Source organism: Runella sp. R0.1_18 (assembly GCF_057652155.1).
The window spans coordinates 21,095-39,289 of the sequence record NZ_JBYFCK010000033.1; the positions used below are offsets into that span (position 1 = coordinate 21,095).

An 18,195-nucleotide genomic window follows, 5' to 3' on the forward strand; every position below is an offset into this window, starting at 1 on the left:
TTAACCTTCTTCAAATCGTATGTCTTTCAAATACAATTGTAACGTTGTCTTATCGCGAAACGTATTTTCTTCGATGGTATAAGCGATTGAAAATGGCTTGCCCGACATAAGTTTTGGGTAAAAATCGACCATGCCAAAGCCAATAGCGGTGTATTTGGTGGGGCCTTGTGGGCTGGGCTGAAACACTTCCAATTTTAAGTGCTTTTCTTTCATCAACGTCGGATTTCCGCTCATCCGTACCTGATGACTCGCAAATACGGGGGTCATGTTTTCGGGGCCAAAAGGAGCCATCTGCTTGACGATGCCGTAAAATTTGGGCGTAATGGCGTTGAGATCCAAATCCATATCAATCTCAATCAACGGGGTAAGTTGCTCTGGACGAATGCGTTCACTTACAATATCATTGAACTTTTTGCGGAAAGCATCAACATTCTCAACGGGCAACGAAAGCCCTGCGGCAAAGGTATGTCCCCCAAATTGTTCTAATAAATCGGAGCAGGCTTCTATGGCTTCATAGACATCAAACCCAGGGACGGAGCGCGCCGAACCCGCCGCTTTTCCGTGCGAATTGGTTAGGATAACCGTTGGGCGGAAAAAATGCTCAATGCAGCGGCTCGCCACAATTCCTACGACACCTTTATGCCAATCTTCCTTATAAAGCACCGTACTGTTGGCCGTTAGCATCCAGTCATTTTCACGAATCATGTTCAGGGCTTCGTCGGTAATACTGGTGTCAAAATTTCGGCGGTCGCTGTTGTGTTGATTGATTTCTTGGGCAAATGCTTCGGCTTCCGTTTTGTCTTTTGATAAAAGTAACCGAACTGCCTCTTTGGCGTGTGCAATCCGTCCTGCGGCATTGATTCGTGGCGCTAGTCCGAAAACCACACTGTTGATGTCGAGTTCGTTGCGCAGTCCTGCCAGTGCCACGAGGGCATTGATGCCAGGGCGTTTGTGTTTATTAAGCTCTTTGAGGCCCAAAAAGGCCAACGCACGGTTTTCGCCCGTAATATGTACGATGTCGGCGGCAATGCTGACGACCAATAAATCAAGTTGTTGGTACAAGACCTCTTCATCACCCATTCCTTGTTCGCAAAGGGCTTGTAAGAGTTTAAACCCGACGCCGCAACCCGTCAATTCTTTGTAAGGATAGGGGCAATCTTCACGTTTGGGGTCAAGAACGGCCACCGCAGGAGGAAGATGCTGGTCGGGGCGGTGGTGGTCACAAATGATAAAGTCGATGCCGCGACGTTGGGCTTCGGCTACTTTATCGGCTGATTTGATGCCACAGTCGAGGGTCACAATGAGCTTAACCCCTTGCTCTTCGGCATAATCAATTCCTTGCCACGAGACCCCGTACCCTTCGGTATAACGGTCGGGGATGTAGTATTCGAGCTGTGTGTAGTATTTTTTGAGAAAACCATAGAAAAGAGCCACCGACGTAGTGCCGTCCACATCGTAATCTCCATAAATGATGATTTTTTCGTTGTTTTCAAACGCACGTAATAATCTCGCTACGGCTTTGTCCATGTCCTTCATTAAGAAAGGGTTATGGAGGTGAGCGAGCGAAGGTCTAAAAAAATCTTTGGCTTCGTCGAAAGTCGTAATACCACGTTGCACAAGGAGTTGTCCCAAAAATGGATTGACATTGATGGATTTGGCAAGGGCTTCCGCTTTAATTTGTTGCGATTCAGAAAGTGTTGTTCGGTATGTCCAACGTTTGGTATTCATAGCTTGCAAAGTAACGAAAATATAGTCAATTCCGTTTAGATACCCCAGAATCTATTCCGAGTTTTTTAGATATTTTTAACATTCCCTTGCCAAAATAGGCAACGGTTTTTACATTTGCTTTACGATGAATCCTGACCTCAAAAAATACCTCGCCCGACTTGCCTACTTACGTAGCGCATGTTCATTTGTTCCATAACGAGCAAGGTTAAAGTTGCCTGTGGGTAACTCTTTTTCTTCCCAATTTCATTCCAAAAATCAACAAACTACCATGCAAAATGTATTAATCATTGGCTTGGGGAAAGTGGGCTCATTGGTGGCTACTTTGCTCCACAAGCGTTTTAATGTCAAAGGGCTAGATAAGCGCAAGCCTAGCCGAAGCTTTGCTTTTGAGGTGATTGAAGGCGATGTAACCAACGAAGCCTTCATTGAACGCACCTTATCGGAGTTTGACGCCGTCGTTTCGTGTATGCCCTACAACCTCAACTTGCCGATTGCGCGGGCTGCCTTTAAAAACGGTATTCATTATTTTGACCTCACCGAAGATGTTCCGACCACAACGGCAATCCGAGAAATGGCCGACACTCACCGTGCAGTGATGGCGCCACAATGTGGATTGGCGCCTGGCTTAATTGGCATTGTGGGGGCTGATTTGGCCAAACGTTTCGAGCGTTTGCGTGATATTGAGCTTCGGGTGGGTGCATTGCCAAGGTACCCAAATGGGTTGCTAGGGTATTCGTTTACGTGGTCGCCTGCGGGGGTCATCAACGAATACATCAACGATGCTGAAGTGATTCAAAACGGCGAACGAAAAATGGTGTCGTCGTTGGATGGTATCGAAGTCATTAATATCGAAGGGCAAGAATTTGAGTCGTTTAGCACGTCGGGTGGGTTAGGAACCATGTGTGAAACTTACCTAGGTAAAGTAGATACCCTCAACTACAAGACGATTCGCTACCCGGGTCACGCCAAGCTAATGCGCTTCATGCTGTACGAACTAATCATGAAAAACAACCGCCAGCAGTTAGAAGAAATCTTGACCGCTGCCAAGCCTCCCGTTAAAGAAGACGTCGTGTATGTGTATGCCGTCGTGGAAGGTTGGCAGGCTGAAGGACTTGCGCGCGAAGAGTTTTATCGGGCGTATCATCCCATTGAAATAGATGGCGTGCATTGGCGGGCTATCTCGTGGACAACGGCGGCTTCAGTAGCGGCGGTGGTAGAGATGGTAGCCGACGGGGCGTTGCCACAGCAGGGATTTATCAAACAAGAAGAAATACCATTTGAAGCTTTTTTAGCGACTACCAATGGTAGCTTTTTTAAAGAGTAATAATGCGTATTTAAAAATATAGTGTCTTATAAGTGACTTTCAGACAGGGAGTTCCGTATATGACTATAAAACGTTAATAAAAAACCATTTCTAGATTCGAGTTAAAAGCCTCATGACAAAAAAAATAAATCGTCAGACCGCACTTCGTGCCTTGGTTGGAGTAGGTGGAACACTCCCCGTGTTGGGGCAAGAACGTTCCAAAAAAGAGTTAAAAGAATTTCAAGAAGAGTTTGGTGTGGCTTGGCGCCGTTCGCTCGACTATTCGTTGACGATTATAGGTCAAATGCCCGAAGAGCATTTAGACTTTCATTATACCCCCGAAGCCATGACTTTTCGCGGGCAGTTTGTGCACTGTATCGTATTTACTGCCATGCAATTTGCGGGCAGATTCGACATCCCCAATCCTTACGATACCAAAAATGATTGGCAAAAACTCTCAAAAGCCCAACTCATCGAAGAAATGAAGGGTTTTTATGCGTGGGTCGAAAAGGTAGTTGGCGAACTTCCCGCCGAGCGACTTGCTCGCCATGAAGGGTATGCAGGTGGAAAAATTCAAGCATGGCGTTTCTTCTATGCCATGGAAAACCATATTATTCACCACCGTGGACAAGCGATTTGTTACTTACGCCTGAAAGGTGTCACTCCTGAAGGATACGTAGGTTGGTAGGTGTAATCTTGGTATGTTAAACCTATTAAATTGATTTTTAGTAGGTTTAAATATGAGTTTTTAGTATAGTATGTATATATGTATAGTATTTTTGTTAACCATTAATTACCCATGAACCAAAGCTTACTAAAGTTCCGCCAAAGAATGAAGCTAACCGTTGCGTTGGTTTTGTACGTGCAAATTGTGTTTTCCCAAAACCTAGTGGTTTGGGAATTATCTGGAGCGACGGGGAGTCAAACAAGTAATACCCCTTCAACCCTTACAACTGGTATAAATTCGGGTCTCTTGGAGCGAGGGACTGGTATCACGGTCAATGCTTTTGCAGGAGCAATGAACTCGAATGGCTGGTTTAGTTCAACTTCACCAACAACCTTGACGGAGGCAATTACAAACAATGATTATTACCAATTTACGCTGACCGTTGCCGATGGGTATAAAGCAAAAATAACAGGTATTGGGTTAGTACTCAGGGCGTCAAATACAGGCCCAAACAAAGTGACCTTGCGTAGCAGTGTCGATAATTTTGCCGCTGACCTAGGGACGGCTACTGTTACGACAACAGCTTTGCTAGAAACGATGTCGTTTACAAATGCACTGACAAACCTGACTGGAACGATCACATTTCGGCTGTATGGATACGGGTCGGCGGCGAATGCAGGCTCAAACCCTAGCAATACAGGTACGCTGAGGATTGGAGCAGGGGCAGTAGCCGCCGACAATGATTTGATAATCGTAGGAACGGTTGCCCCAACCGTAAGCCTCGCGGCCAGTAGTACGTCGGGAAGTGAAGCGGATAAAACTGAAATAACCTTGACTGCAACGACTTCCTCTAACGTAGCGGGTGATCAAACAGTAGAGGTAGGGGTTTCGGGAACGGGAGTTACAACGGGCGACTACACGTTGTCGGCAGCTAAAATAACGATTCTGAGTGGCACAAAAACGGGGAGTATTACGCTGACGGTAGTCGATGATTTTGAGGCAGAAGCGACGGAAACAGCCACAATAACCTTGGTTAATCCTTCCTCAGGGCTAGAATTAGGAACGACCTTTGCCGAAACGGTAGAAATTACGGATAATGATACCAAGGGAGTTGTTCTTTTGGAGTCTGAAAACGCGACAAAAGTTACTGAAGGAGGGGCGAATGATAGTTATACCATTGTATTAAATAGTCAGCCCACTGCCAATGTTAGCATTGGTATAACAACTGGAACGCAATTGACGGCTATGCCTGCGACCTTGACGTTTACAATGGCCAATTGGAACATTCCCCAAACGGTCACAATCAGTGCCGTGGATGATGCGACAGTGGAGGGAAATCACTCAGCGACCATAACGCATACAGTGAGCAGTGCTGATGTTATATATAACGGACTCTCAGTGGCTTCGGTGTCTGTAATGATTACTGACAACGATCAAGCATTTAATTGCCCTACGTTAACAACGCAAAATAGTACCAGTTTTGAAACCTGCAACGATAATTCCGCCAACGATATTACCATTGAAACTACCCGCAACGACTTGTCAGTGAAACTGGTGTATTTTTCATCCGCAAAAACTGGGACAGAAATGTACACGGGCGGAACGGTAATTGGAAATGCTACGGCTCCGTCGGGAGCAAGTGCGCCTTTTTTGGTAAATTTTAATGACCTCATTTTCCCCGTCAATCAAACAGGGGCTGACGTTACTTACTACGTATATGCCATCTTAGACCTGGAAGATGCCGAACTGACAGAGGCTAGTTGTCGGCCAAGTTTGCAATTTGTTATAACAATAAAGCCTCTGGTGACAGCTTCGGTGGTAATTTCATCTGACGATTCTGACAATAACATCATTGCTGGAACAACTGTAAACTTTACGGCAGTAGTAACCAATGGAGGCGATGCGCCGAGTTTTCAATGGAAAAAAAATAACCAAAACGTAGGTACGTCTAGTACTACTTATACAGATGCTCTACTTGCTGATGGTGATGTGATTAGCTGCGTTTTGACGAGTAATGCCGTTTGTGCCGCCTCTCCTACGGCAACCAGTAACGAAATAAGCATGAAAGTGACTCCCGTAGAAGTGGAGTGTGTGCCTCCATCGGCTTTTGAAGTAACTGGCGGGGGGAGTTTTTGCGTTGGTGGAGATGGCGTTGAGATAGGGTTAGCTAATTCTGAAACGGGAGTAAAATACCAACTTAAAAAAGGAGACGACGATATAAACGCCCCGATTGAAGGTACAGGAAGTGTGATTTTATTTGGAAAAATAGCGGTTGCAGGAACTTATACTGTTGAGGCTACGCGTACGGCGGGAGGATGTACAACCACCATGAATGAAAGTGTAAATGTAACGACTGACGCCGTAAGTGTTGGTGGAAAAGTAACATTGGAGACGGGGGCAGGATTGATTTGTAAAGGAACTTCGGGTAGTAATTCTTATGAATTATCTGGGCATACAGGAAATGTGCTGAGATGGGAGTCGGCTAGTTCGTCAAGCTTTGAACAGCCTAAAATCATTGCGACTACTTCCACATCACTACAAGTCAATGTCGGTGACGTCACCGAAACCACCTATTATCGAGCGGTTGTACAAAACGGGTTATGTAGCGTAGCCTATTCTGATGTTGTTTCAATTACAGTAGAACCATTACCTGCAAAATTCAATGTGACGGGTGGCGGAAGTATTTGCGCTGGCTCAGTCGGAGCGGTTTTGCTCAGTGGATCAGAGGTGGGGGTAGCATATTCGTTGGTGAAAGATGCTAATGAACAAGTCGGTGCGGTCGTCGCAGGGATGGGAACAAGCTTGAGTTTCGGAGAAATAACAAACGCTGGGACATACACAATAAAAGCAGCGAAAGGGGCATGTGTCGTAGCAATGGAGGGCGAAGCGGTTATTTCGGTACTGGCAAAGCCTACCATTTCTCTAAAAACGCTTCAACAGACTCTTAATGAGGGAGATATACAGCAACTTTGTGATATAGACGCCAATCCTGTTAATAACTTGCAGTTCACGGTTTCGGGTTTGTGTGTTTCGGGGTCACTCGTTTGGAGGGGACAGATTGGTAATGGGTCGTGGAGCAGTTGGTCAACCACCCCACCAGTTTCCCAATTGTCCAATAATCAACCTCACCGCTACCAAGCCGCCTGTGATATGAATTGCCCTGCTACGTTTACAAGCCCAATGGAGGTGACAATCAATCAGCGTGCTTCTGTTCCTCAAGCGGTTTCTCTAACGGTAGATGGTGTTAACGTTGCGGCTGGTGAAACCAAGGAAGTATGTAGTTCGGCCAGCCAAGGGCTGTTATTTCATGCCACTTGTGCAGTTGGAGAGGTGGTTATTTACTCAGTTGATGGGGGTGAGTATAGTACTACCATTCCAACGGCTTTGGTTGATAATCAGTTTCACAATTACCGTGTGCGTTGCCGAAAATCAGATGGAACGGCTTCGTGCGTAGAAAGTGAGTCGGGGGTGATGCGCTTAAAATTGGTAGCGATGCCTGCGGCGCCAACCGCAACACTGTCATCAACCGTAAGTTGTCAAGCAGGAGCAATTTTTAGTGGGCAAGCATCGTGCGGAAACCTGAAAACAGTATGGTACAATGCCCTTACGGAGGCTGCCCTGCCTAACCTTCCTGCCACGGTTCCAGCGGCGACTACTTCGTATTATGCACGCTGTCAGACTGAAAATGGATGTTTGAGTGGTAAAAGTAACGTTGTAACATTTACCGTAAACCCAGTTCATATTGCTCCAATCGTAACGGTAAGTCAAGCCTCGGTCTGCATGGGGACTACGGTGACTGTCTCGGCCAATTGTCCCGCTGGCAGTAGTACTTTTTGGAATACAGGCGTATCATCGCCAAGTTTTGAGGTATCGTTTAACAACGTAACAAAGCAATCCTACTGGGCTAAGTGTGTTTTTGAAGGAGGCTGTCAAAGCTTAGAAAGTGCGCATCAGGACATACGCTGGAATGCTTTCGTGGTAACGCTGATTAATCTAGGTCAAAGTCAATCGGCGGTAAAGCCAACAAACAACCGTGATGAATGGAAAAATAATTTTATTGGCCGTGATGGCGGGGCGGAGTTGGAGCAAAGTACGCAGCAAAATCCGACGTTGTATTTTGTAGAAAATATCAATAAAACCGCACCTCGCTACTGGACAATCAATGTAGATGCTTGTGGCTTAGGTACAGGAGGCTCATTGACTTTTGATTTGTTGGCAACACCAGAGATGGGCGTCATTCGTTCTTACAATACCCATGAAAATAATGCCCCTTACTTTATGTACGCCAACCGCGACGGCTGGACGGAGCTTTATGGGCCAAATCATCCCGCTTATGGTTTTTATGAAGACAATGGAAGTGGCGGAAACGTTTATGACGCTGGACTACCGAAAGGTTTGTACAAATTGAGTGTCCGTTATTGGGATATGAAAGGCTGGGGAAGCATTTACCCTGCTACCCGTAAGCCACAAGGCAACGTATTAGCGTATCAAGAATATTGGTTTAGAATCCAGTCTAAAGAAGGTGTCGGAGTAGGGGCAGCGAGGGAAGTGGCAACTACTTTGTCATCCCGACGGTTCGCCGATGCGAGGGATCTAAATCCGAACAGCTTCGCCACTGTTCTCCCCAATCCAGTGACTAGCATTCTCCGCCTTCAAGTGCAAGAGAGCAAAGGGCAAGTAGTACAAACTACCTTAATTGATGCCTCGGGACGCGAAGTATTGCGCCGACAATTTGTTGCAGAAACCAACACGCACGAAGAAGAATTTGGGGTGAGTGAATTACCGACGGGAGTGTATTTCTTGAAAGTATTGACCTCAGAAAAACAGACGACTTTGAAAGTGGTGAAAGTGCAGTAAAAGAGCTGGATTTTACCAAAATGAATTAACAAGGCCCGCTATGGCGGGCCTTGTTGTTATAAAAGCTCGGTTGGGTCAATGAGCCTGTGCTTGATGGCAAAAAGCACCAAGCCTGCTGAGTTGCGAGCACCCGTTTTTTCGAGCAAGTTGTTGCGATGCCCATCGACAGTACGAACGCTAATAAAAAGCTGATCGGCAATTTCTTGGGCAGTTCGTTGTTTACAAATGAGGCTAAGTACTTCAGTTTCTCTCGAAGTGAGGGTCGAAGGGATGTTATCGGTGAGCGTAATTTTTTGACGCTTGTTACTCAGCCGATTTTTCATGGCATTCAGAAACGCCTCATTGAAGTAAAAATCTTTGTCAATAACTGTCCGAATGGCTCGCTCTACTTCTTCAGGTTCAACGTTTTTGAAAAGATAGGCATTTACCCCCAGCTCCATCAAATGAGTGACAAAACGGTCTTCGCCATAGACAGAAAGGATGATTATTTTGATAGAAGGATAGTGTACGTGAAGGAGCTTGGTGGTTTCAATGCCATTTAACTCAGGCATCGACAAATCAAGCAATACCACGTCGGGAATGGGTTCAAAGTTTTGAAGCGAATCAAGCAAAATGCGGCCGTTATCAGCCTCTAACACAATCGAAATATTCTCAAATGTATTGATAATCGACGCCATTCCGCGCCGAAAAAGTACTTGGTCGTCGGTAATGGCTACGCGGATGTTTGCCATAGATGAAGTGATAAATTATTATGCGGGAAGAGGAACGTTAACGGTTACTTTGGTGCCTTGATTGGGCTGGGTAATAAACTGCAATGTACCATCAAACATACGGGCACGAGTTTCGATATTTTTAAGACCTAAGCTTTTTTTGCGATAAGCCTCGTCAAAATCAAAACCGCGCCCGTTGTCGATGTAAAGTAGGGTAAGTTGGGTGTTTTGCTTTTGAACTGTAATCTGAATTTGAGTTGCTTGTGCGTATTTAATGGTATTATTGAGCAATTCTTGCACAAGTCGGTACAGCATCAAGTTGAGCGAAACGCTGGCTTCGGGAATGTCCTCAATTTGCCAGTCGATGTCGGCCTCAGTCAGTTCAAGCGATTTTTCGCACAACCCTTCGATGGCATAGCTCAATCCAAACTCTTCTAATCCGCTGGGGAGTAGGTCGTTGGATATGCGTCGAACGCTATCAATGGTTGCGTCAATCAGTTCTTTGTATTTTTTGGTTAAGGAAACGATTTCGGGCGAAATTTTTGACTCAGCAGGCATTTGGCCTACCAACAAGCGCATGGCCGAGAGTGCAGCCCCAATTTCGTCGTGCAAATCACGGGCAAGCCGTTTTCGCTCCGACTCAATCCCCTCCAACGTACTGTTGATGAGTTCTTGTTGGTATTTGAGTTCCATTTTTCTATAATTTAATTCTTGACGAAATAGACGGCGTTGGTAAAGTACAATAAACCCTACCACGCAACCTACCAGTAAAATCATCACAAACGACCCACCGAAAATAGCAAGGTATAAATCTACTTCTGATGAGGACTGTTCCATAAACCGATTCCAATTAAGATGTACAAAAGGGCTATTAGGCACGAATGTAACCCCCACGACATGTAATTGAAAGCTTTATTTTCTTTTAAAATGACGTTGCTTAGGATAAACAAAACGAGGTTGCCCGCAAAGTAGAGCAAGAAGCCCGTGTTTATCCAAAAAATGGGTTGTTGAGTAGGGTTTTTAGAACTAAGTTCAATCAATAGTTTGTAAAAACATAAAAGTGAAAAAATAATCACCAAAAGGGCCTCTAATCCCCGAGAATAGGTGTTGAACTCCGTGATTTTTTGAATAAATAAAGAGTTCAACACCGCAAATCCCGTAAAGAAAACCATCAAACTGGGCACCAAACGTCGGTCGTAGAAATACCCAAAAAAGCTGAAATAAAATAACGCAATGAGGTTAAATTCTAACACAGTATATAAATGAAGTATGGGCAAATTGGTACCAAATACTTCACTAAACCACGTGGCAGTTAACTCCGTTAAAAGTCCAAGACCTAGAAATGCAATGACGTACGTACGTTCTTTCTTAATAAATCTATATCGGTAAATGGCAATTCCGATTGGAAATATCAGGAAGTAAATCGTGTGGTAGAGCATCCATCTCAAAAAATCTTGTATCATTTAGGTTACGGTTAATTTTTAATCGCAAGATGACCCATCTGGGGCTGGTATAAAAAGAGGGCTTTTGGGGTCGCATATAGGCGGACAAGGGCGACTCACATCGAAAACTTGGTAATCACCTCGTACTTCTTTTCCTGTGGCGATATCATAAACTGTTTGCTCTCCAATCAAATCAATGATGTCATCTTTGTCATCACCGTCATAATCTTTGATGGTTGTGCCCTTCACTGCTGCACTTGCAATAATAATACAAGGTTCATAACCAAGTTTTGTATCAGGATTGGGTTTAAGACCTATATAGATACGGGCATATTCAGAATCAGGTTGAGCAAGCATCTCGACAAAATCGGCGCGGCGAACTACAAATGCGCGTATGTCTGAAGGTTTAAAATCAGGGTCATTGGCAGGGTTAGCATTGATCCAGTTTGATACCCACGACTGGGCGTCAGCTAGGGGCACTGCTACTGATTGCCACTCGTTTTCTTGGTCTTTGGTTACGTGCGTACTCATGAGTCTTTTTTTAAGTTGAGGGATGATTGATTGAAAAGTCTAAATATAAAGAAAACGCACAAATCTAATGGCTTCCCCAGCTAGAATTATAGGTAAAAATGCCTGTTTTGTACTAATAGGTAAAATTACGGGGTTGGTGTAGGTTCAAATGCCTGTTTTGAAAAAAGGGTATTTTAACGGATACGGAGGTGGCAGATGTTTTTCAATTTTGTATCGGCTTACACAACTAGGCTAAGGTCAATATCTCAACAAATATTTACCCAACGTTATGAAAAACTCTTCAAAATTTTAAACATTAAACTTTTCACGTTATGAACTACACATTTAACAAGACCACTTTTCGGTCGTTTTATCCCGATTGCGAAGAAACCAAAGACGGCACTGCAATTGAGTACAAAGTGGAAGACTCAAACTATCGGGTTTATTATCCAACCAATGTCGTTAAAACGTCAACGACGATGCAAATGACGGTTCAGCTTGACCATATCAGGGGAGGTGCTACCGATGACCACGTTATACTTGTTCTCAATTATGATGACAAAGCCCATTTGTCGAGCGTAAGTTATACATGGGAAGCTGGAAATGATGGGTACCAAATTCCTGAAACACTCATCAAGGCCGTCGATATTGCCTTTGACGTAGCGGGTTTACTGGGTGCTTTTGAAACAGCAGGCATTTCGGAAGAAGTAGCCGAAGGAACAAAAGAAGTGTTCGACGTATGTTGTAAAGCGTACAACGATATTTCTAAAATTGTGGTGAAATGGAGTGACAACGGAGGACGTATGTACTTCATCCCTGTGGTTTGTCACAGTATCATTCGTCTCACCAATTCGGTATCTGTTTAATTCACCCTTAACTTCCTATTGTCATGAACTTCAACTATAATACTTTTAGCTCGACTTTAGATACCTACGATGACGTAGATGTAAAACATAGCAGCACAAACAATGGCTGGTTTTATAAGGACTCAAAAGATGATTCTGATTTTAACCTGGTGGTAGAATATTCGTACGACGATGATCACAACTACCGTACGTGGCGCCAAGAATTGACCACGATGGAAGGCAATTCTGGAATGTTGGTTTCTACCAAAATCGATCATATTCGGGGTGAAAACCAAGATGACCACTTAATTTTGATGGCCTGTTACAACGCTGTTGGAGTGATTTGTTATGCCCAAGCGTTTGTTCAAATGAAAAACGAAGACCCCATTCATACCGACGTTATTACAACAGGAGATATCCCTGATCAAATTCACGACCAAATACAAGCGCACATCAAAGACGATTATGGTATTAATGGAAGTACGGATGGTCGCAAAAAAATTCCACACATAGCCAAAGTCAATCTTTACAGCATGGCGGCGGCGGTTAGTGTTTAATTATCAATTGGTTTCATTTTTAATCTTTACTCAACGTTATGGCAAGTTTACAAGACAGTACCCCGTTTCAAAACGTGGTTTTTAAAGCCTCGCACAATTCGTACGATCGGAAAGAAAGCCTTTCAGAACAACTCACCTTAAAATCTCCCATCTATCAGTGTGGATGCAGAGGGATAGAACTCGACATTTGGCGACATTCAAGTGATTCGATGAATGATGGATATTTTACCGTGAATCATGCGACGAATGGAGGCCCAAAATTATCTGTTTATTTGGATCAGTTATCAGATTGGCACACCAAAAATCCTGACCACGATGTAATTTGGGTGATGCTAGACATCAAAAGTGACCAAGGTGATGAAGGGCTATTTCCTGATGAAATTGATAACTATTTGACAACCTACTTTGGGCGTGGATTAATAAAAACACCACATGACCTTTTTCCAGGTTTAACAGATTCCAACAAACTCTCAGATGTAGTTCAGGCACAAGGTTGGCCAACCCTTGGCTCGTTAAAAAATCATTTTATCTTTTGTCTGAGTGGCAACGAAGACTGGAAGAAAGTCTATTATCGAAACAACCGTTCGCAGCGTATTTGTTTTGCCGATTGTGACAATGCAGACCAGCTGACTGTCCCAAATTCAAGGGTTGTCTATAACGTAAAGTCAGGTAGTGGAAAACAAGCTGATTTTAATGATTTGATGCAGAAAAAAATCTTGATTCGAGTCTATGATGTGGACAGTGAGGGCGATTGGGACAAGGCAATGGGCATGGGTGCTAATATTTTAGCGACCGACAAAGTGTCAGATTCCTCTTGGGCGGAGGTATCACCACGGGATTTATATGCGGCACAAACGCATCTGTAGTAATAGTTAACCGTTTGCAAAAAGCGATTTGGAGAGATTTCAAGTCGCTTTTTGCGTTTATTGACTTCCAGTGTTTATTTTGGCTTCCCTTTATAGGTTTAACTTGTTGATATACAGTTTTTTATAAACAAACTGGCCCCAAAGAAGAGCCAAAATTGGCAATTTTCGGGTTTTTTGTGTATTTTGTTTTTACCACAAAAAAAATGTACCCCGATTTTAGGACAGAGCTTATAAGTAAAAACTTATTATCTTCATCTTAAAATAAGACAAAAATGGGAAAGCGTACCAGACGAAATTATGATGGGAGTTTTAAGGCAAAAGTTGTTCCTGAAGTCTTAAAAGAGCAAAAGACCTTAGCTCAATTGAACAGCGAATTTGAATTGCACGCCACTCAAATAAGTGAGTGGAAAAAACAAGTGGTCAGTGCCATACCCAGTTTGTTTACAGAGAAAAAAACAATAATTTCAGAAGAAGAAAAAGAAGAACTAACAGCTCCACTTTACCAGCAAATAGGTCAGCTGAAAGTAGAATTGGACTTTTTAAAAAAAAGATTGCGGAAGAATCCATAGGCTTGTTGCTGTTGAAAAGAAAAAAATGCTTGACCCACACAACAGCAACTTGAGCATTAGTCGGCAATGTGAATTATTAGGATTAAGTACGCGATATAAATTAGGTTTATGTTAAATTCGGTGAAATTAATTTTCCAAGATTTTCCTAATTGAGCTAAGCAACGATTGACCGCATAGGAAAGAGTTTCTTGATTGAGGTAATCTATTGGGTCAATTTGTTCTTTTTTAATTTTACGCCACAGTGTTTCAGCAATGTTTAAGTGTGGTGAATATGGAGGAAGGTAAAATAGATACAATCCTCTTTTCTTCCAGAAATTGTAACTATTTAGGTACGCAATTTGCATAGATGAGATTATGGAAGAGTTGATTAAAGAAATATCGGACTTGAAGGCATTGGTAAACCGCTTACTACTTCGTATTGAGGAGTTAGAAGCGGAAAATGCCGATTTGCGTCGTCAACTTGGCCAAAACTCCTCAAACTCACACAAACCACCTTCAAGTGAAGGGTATGCAAAGAAGCCTCTTATTAAAGCAGCGCTTCCAAAATCATCAGGTAAAAAGCCAGGAGGCCAGCATGGTCATACAGGCAAAACCCTTCAATTCGTAGAACATCCTGACGAGATTCATATCCATAGTGCCACTCATTGTGGCAGTTGTGGTCTTGCCTTACAAGGTGAAGGACAAGTGGTTTCCCGCCGTCAGGTGTTTGATTTGCCTCCTACTCGTTTGTGGGTAAGTCAGCACGAATTGGTAGCCCACCGTTGCTCATGCGGCCACAAGCAAGTAGGCCAGTTTCCTGCGGATGTGGTCGCTCCCGTTCAATATGGTAATCGCATTCATGCTCAGAGTATTATGCTCAATGTCGATTATCGTTTACCTTTCTCAAAGATAAGCCAATTATGGGCTGATTTGACGGGTTATGCCTATAATCCAGCGACACTAAGCAGTGCTCAAGGCAAGCTTTATGAACAGTTGGCTCCGATTGAAACCCAAATAAAAGAACAGCTCAAAGAGTCTCCTGTCTGTCATCGCTTCGGCGCTCCGATTTGACGAAACAGGGCTACGCATTGAAGGGGGACTAAAATGGCTTCATTTAGCGAGTAACAATCTATATACATACTTTTTTGTTCACGACAAACGAGGTCAACAAGCACTTTTGTCAGAAAAAAGTATTTTTTCCCAATGTGTTAATTGGACGATTCACGATTGCTGTCGGACCGCCGATGTGGCCGTCTTATTTTACGGTAGGCAAAGGACGACACAGCCTCTGTGGGGCACATTTATTGCGAGAATTGCAAGCTCTCATTGACCAAGCACGTCAGTGGGCTAAAGACATACACGAGTACTTATTGGAAGCTTATCGAGCCACTCGGCAAGGCCCAATTCCTACTGACCAACAGGCGCATTGGAAAAGTCGCTACCAACAAATTTGCCAACAAGCCGACCAAGAAGAACATCCCCCTATCTACTTTATCAAATCGAATGGTCGCTTGGGTAGAGCCAAAAAGACGACAGGACGTAACTTATTACAGCGCTTGATTCTTCATCAAGAGGCCGTGCTTGCATTTGCTCGCACCGGCGACCCGGTTTGAGTCAGGCGTACCCTTCACAAATAACCAAGCCGAGCGCGATTTAAGAGCCGCCAAAGTGAAACAGAAAATTAGTAATTGCTTCCGAAGTATCGGTGGGGCGACTGCCTATGCACGTATCGCTGGATTCATTTCTACAATCCGAAAAATGAATCGGAATATCATTCAAAATATCGAATCTGTCCTACAAGGCTCTTTTCAATGGGCTACCTAAACAGTTACGGTATTAATATGATTGAATACAGTAGCTATAGTGCTTTTAACGAATGTAAACGTCTAAGAATCAGTACATTTAAACATAAATCAACATTTAACCAGTGCACTCACATTTCAGCAGATAGAATTTATGCGACGAATGAAAACAGGAAGTATTGCACTAAGAACAATATTATAACTAATTTTTGTCGAAAATGGGCTGGCAAAGATGACAAACAAACGAAACAAATAAAAAACATTTTAAATAAAGAACGGAGTACAAGTTTAGAGGGGAGTTTTGGGACAGAAAAAGAACATTATTTGCTTGATAAGATAAAGGCTAAAAACCCTCAAACTGAAAAAGTTTGGCTATTTTTTGAAATTCACACTGCCAATGCCGTTAAGGTCACAAAAAGAAGAAAAGAGAACAAAAATACATTTCTGCTATCCGAATAAAATAAAGGAAACGTCAAGAAATTACCCGCTCTATTTAAAATAGAATGGTTATTAAACTGTGTTAATACGTTAGAAAAACGCAGAAAAGGCTCACGTTAGCTACCAGAAATAGTATTATTTTTATAATTCGACAGTTTTTAAGTAAAAAATCCACTCAACTTGGAGTGGATTTTTTGAAAATATTTTTTGAAAAAGTAATTTCCAAGGGAAGCCTAACTCAAAATAAGACAAAAATCTGTGCTTGAAGTCTCTAACTTTCTATTATTTCCGTGTCCAATAATTAGCGGTTAGCACAGGTTAAAATAGCCAAAATAGAACTAGATTTCCTATTGATTGCTTTGCTTATTTTTTTACTATATAAAATGAACCAGGCTCCCTGTCTATTGTTAATAATGGAAGTTTTTCTTTAAGTAACCCATAATGTCGATGTTTTAAGTAATTTAATGCTCCTATTATTTCCCATTCATCATTGCAACTTAAAAAAGCTTCTAAAAGATATTGTTCATTCCAGAATCTAGTCTCATTAATTACCCATTCTTCTAAATAATCACGAGGAGAAAATATATCATGTATGTGTACAATTACCCCTTTTTTCAATATTGGCAAAATTTCCAAAAACTCAAATAGAACATCACCTTGTGGTCTTATCATATGAGATGAATCAATAAATAATATATCATTCATTTCTAGTTGAGCGAAAAAACTGATTTCAATATGTTCAACCCTTTTGCGAATAACCTCTACTCCAATTTTTTCTAACCAAGGCATTTCATATGGTTCTATACAAATATGATTGCAAGAGTAGTTGTTATTAGTACTTTTATTTTTACTAATAGCTAATCTCGCTATTTTTGTTGAATGCCCTGATCCTATTTCTATTATTTTTGACGGTTTTTTGACTCTAATAAGAGAATATAAATAATCAGCATCTCCACTTTCAAAGGAGCCATTTTTATAATTAAACTCTGTCTCACTTATGGAGTTTTCAGGGATACTTTTTAGCTCATTTTGAAAATAAAAAGAATTTAATAGGGCTAGTTGTACTTCTTCATTCCATTTTATTCCTGGCAAAAAACGTTCTTCAGAAAGAGATTTATTTAAATGTTTATGATTTATTAATGGCTCATAATAATGATCCCTAATAGGGTAGATTCCTGTTAAATTAAATATATTTTTTGAAAAATACATTTTTCTCAAATCAATTTTACTTATAAACTTAAATATAAGTGCAGATGCCAAAACCATTGGGGACAGAAGAATATCTATAATTGGCAATAAACGTTTTAGTTTGTTTTTCATTGTAATTAGATATTTGGGATACTACCGCTGTAAGTGTGCAAAGTGTGAATTATAATTTATCTTAATGTTTGTGGATTACTGACCTTATTGCCAATTTGGAAACTGAATCAGAAATATCACTCTCAACCTAACAAGGATACCAAAGCAGTATGTGTAAAACAGAGTCGCTTTGACGGCAGTTAAATTCTTTATACTATCGACAATGATACTATCTCATTTTCAATAATAAATGTTTATGACAAGCCATATGAAGGTCTTTAAATTAATAAGTAATATTTTTGACACGTATAAAATCTTGAACAGAGATATAAATAAGCTATCAGATTAAAATATTCTCCACATATAACTCATCTATTTTGAATAATGATTGGTTGCTTATAAAATAATAATAAAAGATCTTCAAATATAAAGCATTTATCTTTCATTTTGAATCGTAACTGTTTAGGTACGTCATAAATATGCAAAGTGTTGAAAATCAGGTATTTGTTATTGCTATTGTTAGAGAATTGCTTAAAAGGTCGCATTTTTTGAATTTTTAAGGCTTACTTTTACTAAAATTTGTACTATTCTAATTAGGTATTTGCCTTGTTGTTGTACTTTTT

At 41.9% G+C, this 18,195-nt stretch carries 18 protein-coding genes; 11 read left to right on the forward strand and 7 right to left on the reverse strand.

Annotated features, from left to right (window positions below):
* Entirely contained in the window at positions 1-1,728 is a 1,728-nt protein-coding gene (gene recJ / locus AC23P2_RS29330; protein WP_487776499.1) for a single-stranded-DNA-specific exonuclease RecJ, read from the reverse strand.
* A 268-nt stretch (positions 1,729-1,996) separates the two neighbouring features.
* Between recJ and AC23P2_RS29335 the strand changes: the two genes are divergently transcribed.
* The 3 genes from AC23P2_RS29335 (at position 1,997) to AC23P2_RS29345 (ending at position 8,555) form a co-directional block, all read left to right on the forward strand.
* Entirely contained in the window at positions 1,997-3,052 is a 1,056-nt protein-coding gene (locus AC23P2_RS29335) for a saccharopine dehydrogenase family protein (protein WP_487776500.1), read from the forward strand.
* Between the two features lie 112 nt (positions 3,053-3,164).
* Positions 3,165-3,719 (forward strand): DinB family protein, encoded by a 555-nt coding sequence (locus tag AC23P2_RS29340; protein WP_472490432.1) that lies wholly within the window; start codon positions 3,165-3,167, stop codon positions 3,717-3,719.
* Between the two features lie 111 nt (positions 3,720-3,830).
* Positions 3,831-8,555: a T9SS type A sorting domain-containing protein gene (locus AC23P2_RS29345; RefSeq protein ID WP_487776501.1), complete on the forward strand. Its 4,725-nt coding sequence runs from the start codon at positions 3,831-3,833 to the stop codon at positions 8,553-8,555.
* 56 nt (positions 8,556-8,611) lie between these two features.
* On the opposite strand, the gene AC23P2_RS29350 is transcribed toward AC23P2_RS29345, so the two are convergent.
* Genes AC23P2_RS29350 through AC23P2_RS29365 form a run of 4 tightly spaced genes read right to left on the reverse strand, consistent with a single transcriptional unit; the run spans position 8,612 to position 11,238 of the window.
* Positions 8,612-9,286, reverse strand: a complete 675-nt coding sequence (locus AC23P2_RS29350; RefSeq protein WP_487776502.1) for a response regulator transcription factor — start codon at positions 9,284-9,286, stop codon at positions 8,612-8,614.
* 18 nt (positions 9,287-9,304) lie between these two features.
* The gene (locus AC23P2_RS29355) at positions 9,305-10,102 is read right to left on the reverse strand and encodes a sensor histidine kinase (protein ID WP_487776503.1); all 798 of its coding nucleotides are present in this window, start codon (positions 10,100-10,102) and stop codon (positions 9,305-9,307) included.
* Positions 10,078-10,728 (reverse strand): hypothetical protein, encoded by a 651-nt coding sequence (locus tag AC23P2_RS29360; RefSeq protein WP_487776504.1) that lies wholly within the window; start codon positions 10,726-10,728, stop codon positions 10,078-10,080. The genes AC23P2_RS29355 and AC23P2_RS29360 overlap by 25 nt, the downstream gene beginning before the upstream one ends.
* Positions 10,729-10,746: 18 nt before the next feature.
* The gene (locus AC23P2_RS29365; RefSeq protein WP_487776505.1) at positions 10,747-11,238 is read right to left on the reverse strand and encodes a hypothetical protein; all 492 of its coding nucleotides are present in this window, start codon (positions 11,236-11,238) and stop codon (positions 10,747-10,749) included.
* A gap of 311 nt (positions 11,239-11,549) precedes the next feature.
* Here AC23P2_RS29365 and AC23P2_RS29370 point away from each other — a divergent pair, with 311 nt between their 5' ends.
* The 4 genes from AC23P2_RS29370 (at position 11,550) to AC23P2_RS29385 (ending at position 14,054) form a co-directional block, all read left to right on the forward strand.
* Positions 11,550-12,083, forward strand: a complete 534-nt coding sequence (locus AC23P2_RS29370; protein WP_028526424.1) for a hypothetical protein — start codon at positions 11,550-11,552, stop codon at positions 12,081-12,083.
* A 23-nt stretch (positions 12,084-12,106) separates the two neighbouring features.
* Positions 12,107-12,619, forward strand: a complete 513-nt coding sequence (locus AC23P2_RS29375; protein WP_472490422.1) for a hypothetical protein — start codon at positions 12,107-12,109, stop codon at positions 12,617-12,619.
* A 38-nt stretch (positions 12,620-12,657) separates the two neighbouring features.
* Positions 12,658-13,485: a Ca2+-dependent phosphoinositide-specific phospholipase C gene (locus AC23P2_RS29380; protein WP_487776506.1), complete on the forward strand. Its 828-nt coding sequence runs from the start codon at positions 12,658-12,660 to the stop codon at positions 13,483-13,485.
* Positions 13,486-13,757: 272 nt separating this feature from the next.
* Positions 13,758-14,054 (forward strand): transposase, encoded by a 297-nt coding sequence (locus AC23P2_RS29385; RefSeq protein WP_487776507.1) that lies wholly within the window; start codon positions 13,758-13,760, stop codon positions 14,052-14,054.
* A gap of 56 nt (positions 14,055-14,110) precedes the next feature.
* Here AC23P2_RS29385 and AC23P2_RS29390 read toward each other — a convergent pair whose 3' ends face one another.
* Complete coding sequence (locus AC23P2_RS29390) at positions 14,111-14,398, reverse strand: transposase (protein ID WP_487776508.1); 288 nt, start codon at positions 14,396-14,398, stop codon at positions 14,111-14,113.
* Between the two features lie 10 nt (positions 14,399-14,408).
* Between AC23P2_RS29390 and AC23P2_RS29395 the strand changes: the two genes are divergently transcribed.
* The 4 genes from AC23P2_RS29395 to AC23P2_RS29410 all read left to right on the forward strand — a co-directional run bounded on the left by AC23P2_RS29395 (position 14,409) and on the right by AC23P2_RS29410 (position 16,294).
* Complete coding sequence (locus AC23P2_RS29395) at positions 14,409-15,104, forward strand: DUF6444 domain-containing protein (protein WP_487776509.1); 696 nt, start codon at positions 14,409-14,411, stop codon at positions 15,102-15,104.
* 74 nt (positions 15,105-15,178) lie between these two features.
* Entirely contained in the window at positions 15,179-15,646 is a 468-nt protein-coding gene (locus AC23P2_RS29400) for an IS66 family transposase (protein WP_487776510.1), read from the forward strand.
* Complete coding sequence (locus tag AC23P2_RS29405) at positions 15,621-15,857, forward strand: IS66 family transposase (RefSeq protein WP_487774680.1); 237 nt, start codon at positions 15,621-15,623, stop codon at positions 15,855-15,857. Before AC23P2_RS29400 ends, AC23P2_RS29405 begins: the two co-directional genes overlap by 26 nt.
* A 17-nt stretch (positions 15,858-15,874) precedes the next feature.
* On the forward strand, positions 15,875-16,294 hold the full coding sequence (locus tag AC23P2_RS29410) for a hypothetical protein (RefSeq protein ID WP_487776511.1): 420 nt from the start codon (positions 15,875-15,877) through the stop codon (positions 16,292-16,294).
* 342 nt (positions 16,295-16,636) lie between these two features.
* Here AC23P2_RS29410 and AC23P2_RS29415 read toward each other — a convergent pair whose 3' ends face one another.
* Positions 16,637-17,593: a class I SAM-dependent methyltransferase gene (locus AC23P2_RS29415; RefSeq protein WP_487776512.1), complete on the reverse strand. Its 957-nt coding sequence runs from the start codon at positions 17,591-17,593 to the stop codon at positions 16,637-16,639.
* Positions 17,594-18,195: the final 602 nt, after the last annotated feature.

Excerpts from the sequence above, each read along its gene's own strand:
- AC23P2_RS29380 (WP_487776506.1), top strand. The coding sequence starts at position 12,658 with ATGGCAAGTTTACAAGACAGTACCCCGTTTCAAAACGTGGTTTTTAAA.
- AC23P2_RS29345 (WP_487776501.1), top strand. The coding sequence starts at position 3,831 with ATGAACCAAAGCTTACTAAAGTTCCGCCAAAGAATGAAGCTAACCGTT.
- AC23P2_RS29355 (WP_487776503.1), bottom strand. The coding sequence starts at position 10,102 with ATGGAACAGTCCTCATCAGAAGTAGATTTATACCTTGCTATTTTCGGT.
- AC23P2_RS29385 (WP_487776507.1), top strand. The coding sequence starts at position 13,758 with ATGGGAAAGCGTACCAGACGAAATTATGATGGGAGTTTTAAGGCAAAA.
- AC23P2_RS29415 (WP_487776512.1), bottom strand. The coding sequence starts at position 17,593 with ATGAAAAACAAACTAAAACGTTTATTGCCAATTATAGATATTCTTCTG.
- AC23P2_RS29390 (WP_487776508.1), bottom strand. The coding sequence starts at position 14,398 with ATGCAAATTGCGTACCTAAATAGTTACAATTTCTGGAAGAAAAGAGGA.
- AC23P2_RS29410 (WP_487776511.1), top strand. The coding sequence starts at position 15,875 with ATGATTGAATACAGTAGCTATAGTGCTTTTAACGAATGTAAACGTCTA.
- AC23P2_RS29370 (WP_028526424.1), top strand. The coding sequence starts at position 11,550 with ATGAACTACACATTTAACAAGACCACTTTTCGGTCGTTTTATCCCGAT.
- AC23P2_RS29360 (WP_487776504.1), bottom strand. The coding sequence starts at position 10,728 with ATGATACAAGATTTTTTGAGATGGATGCTCTACCACACGATTTACTTC.
- recJ (WP_487776499.1), bottom strand. The coding sequence starts at position 1,728 with ATGAATACCAAACGTTGGACATACCGAACAACACTTTCTGAATCGCAA.
- AC23P2_RS29335 (WP_487776500.1), top strand. The coding sequence starts at position 1,997 with ATGCAAAATGTATTAATCATTGGCTTGGGGAAAGTGGGCTCATTGGTG.
- AC23P2_RS29350 (WP_487776502.1), bottom strand. The coding sequence starts at position 9,286 with ATGGCAAACATCCGCGTAGCCATTACCGACGACCAAGTACTTTTTCGG.
- AC23P2_RS29375 (WP_472490422.1), top strand. The coding sequence starts at position 12,107 with ATGAACTTCAACTATAATACTTTTAGCTCGACTTTAGATACCTACGAT.
- AC23P2_RS29340 (WP_472490432.1), top strand. The coding sequence starts at position 3,165 with ATGACAAAAAAAATAAATCGTCAGACCGCACTTCGTGCCTTGGTTGGA.
- AC23P2_RS29365 (WP_487776505.1), bottom strand. The coding sequence starts at position 11,238 with ATGAGTACGCACGTAACCAAAGACCAAGAAAACGAGTGGCAATCAGTA.
- AC23P2_RS29395 (WP_487776509.1), top strand. The coding sequence starts at position 14,409 with ATGGAAGAGTTGATTAAAGAAATATCGGACTTGAAGGCATTGGTAAAC.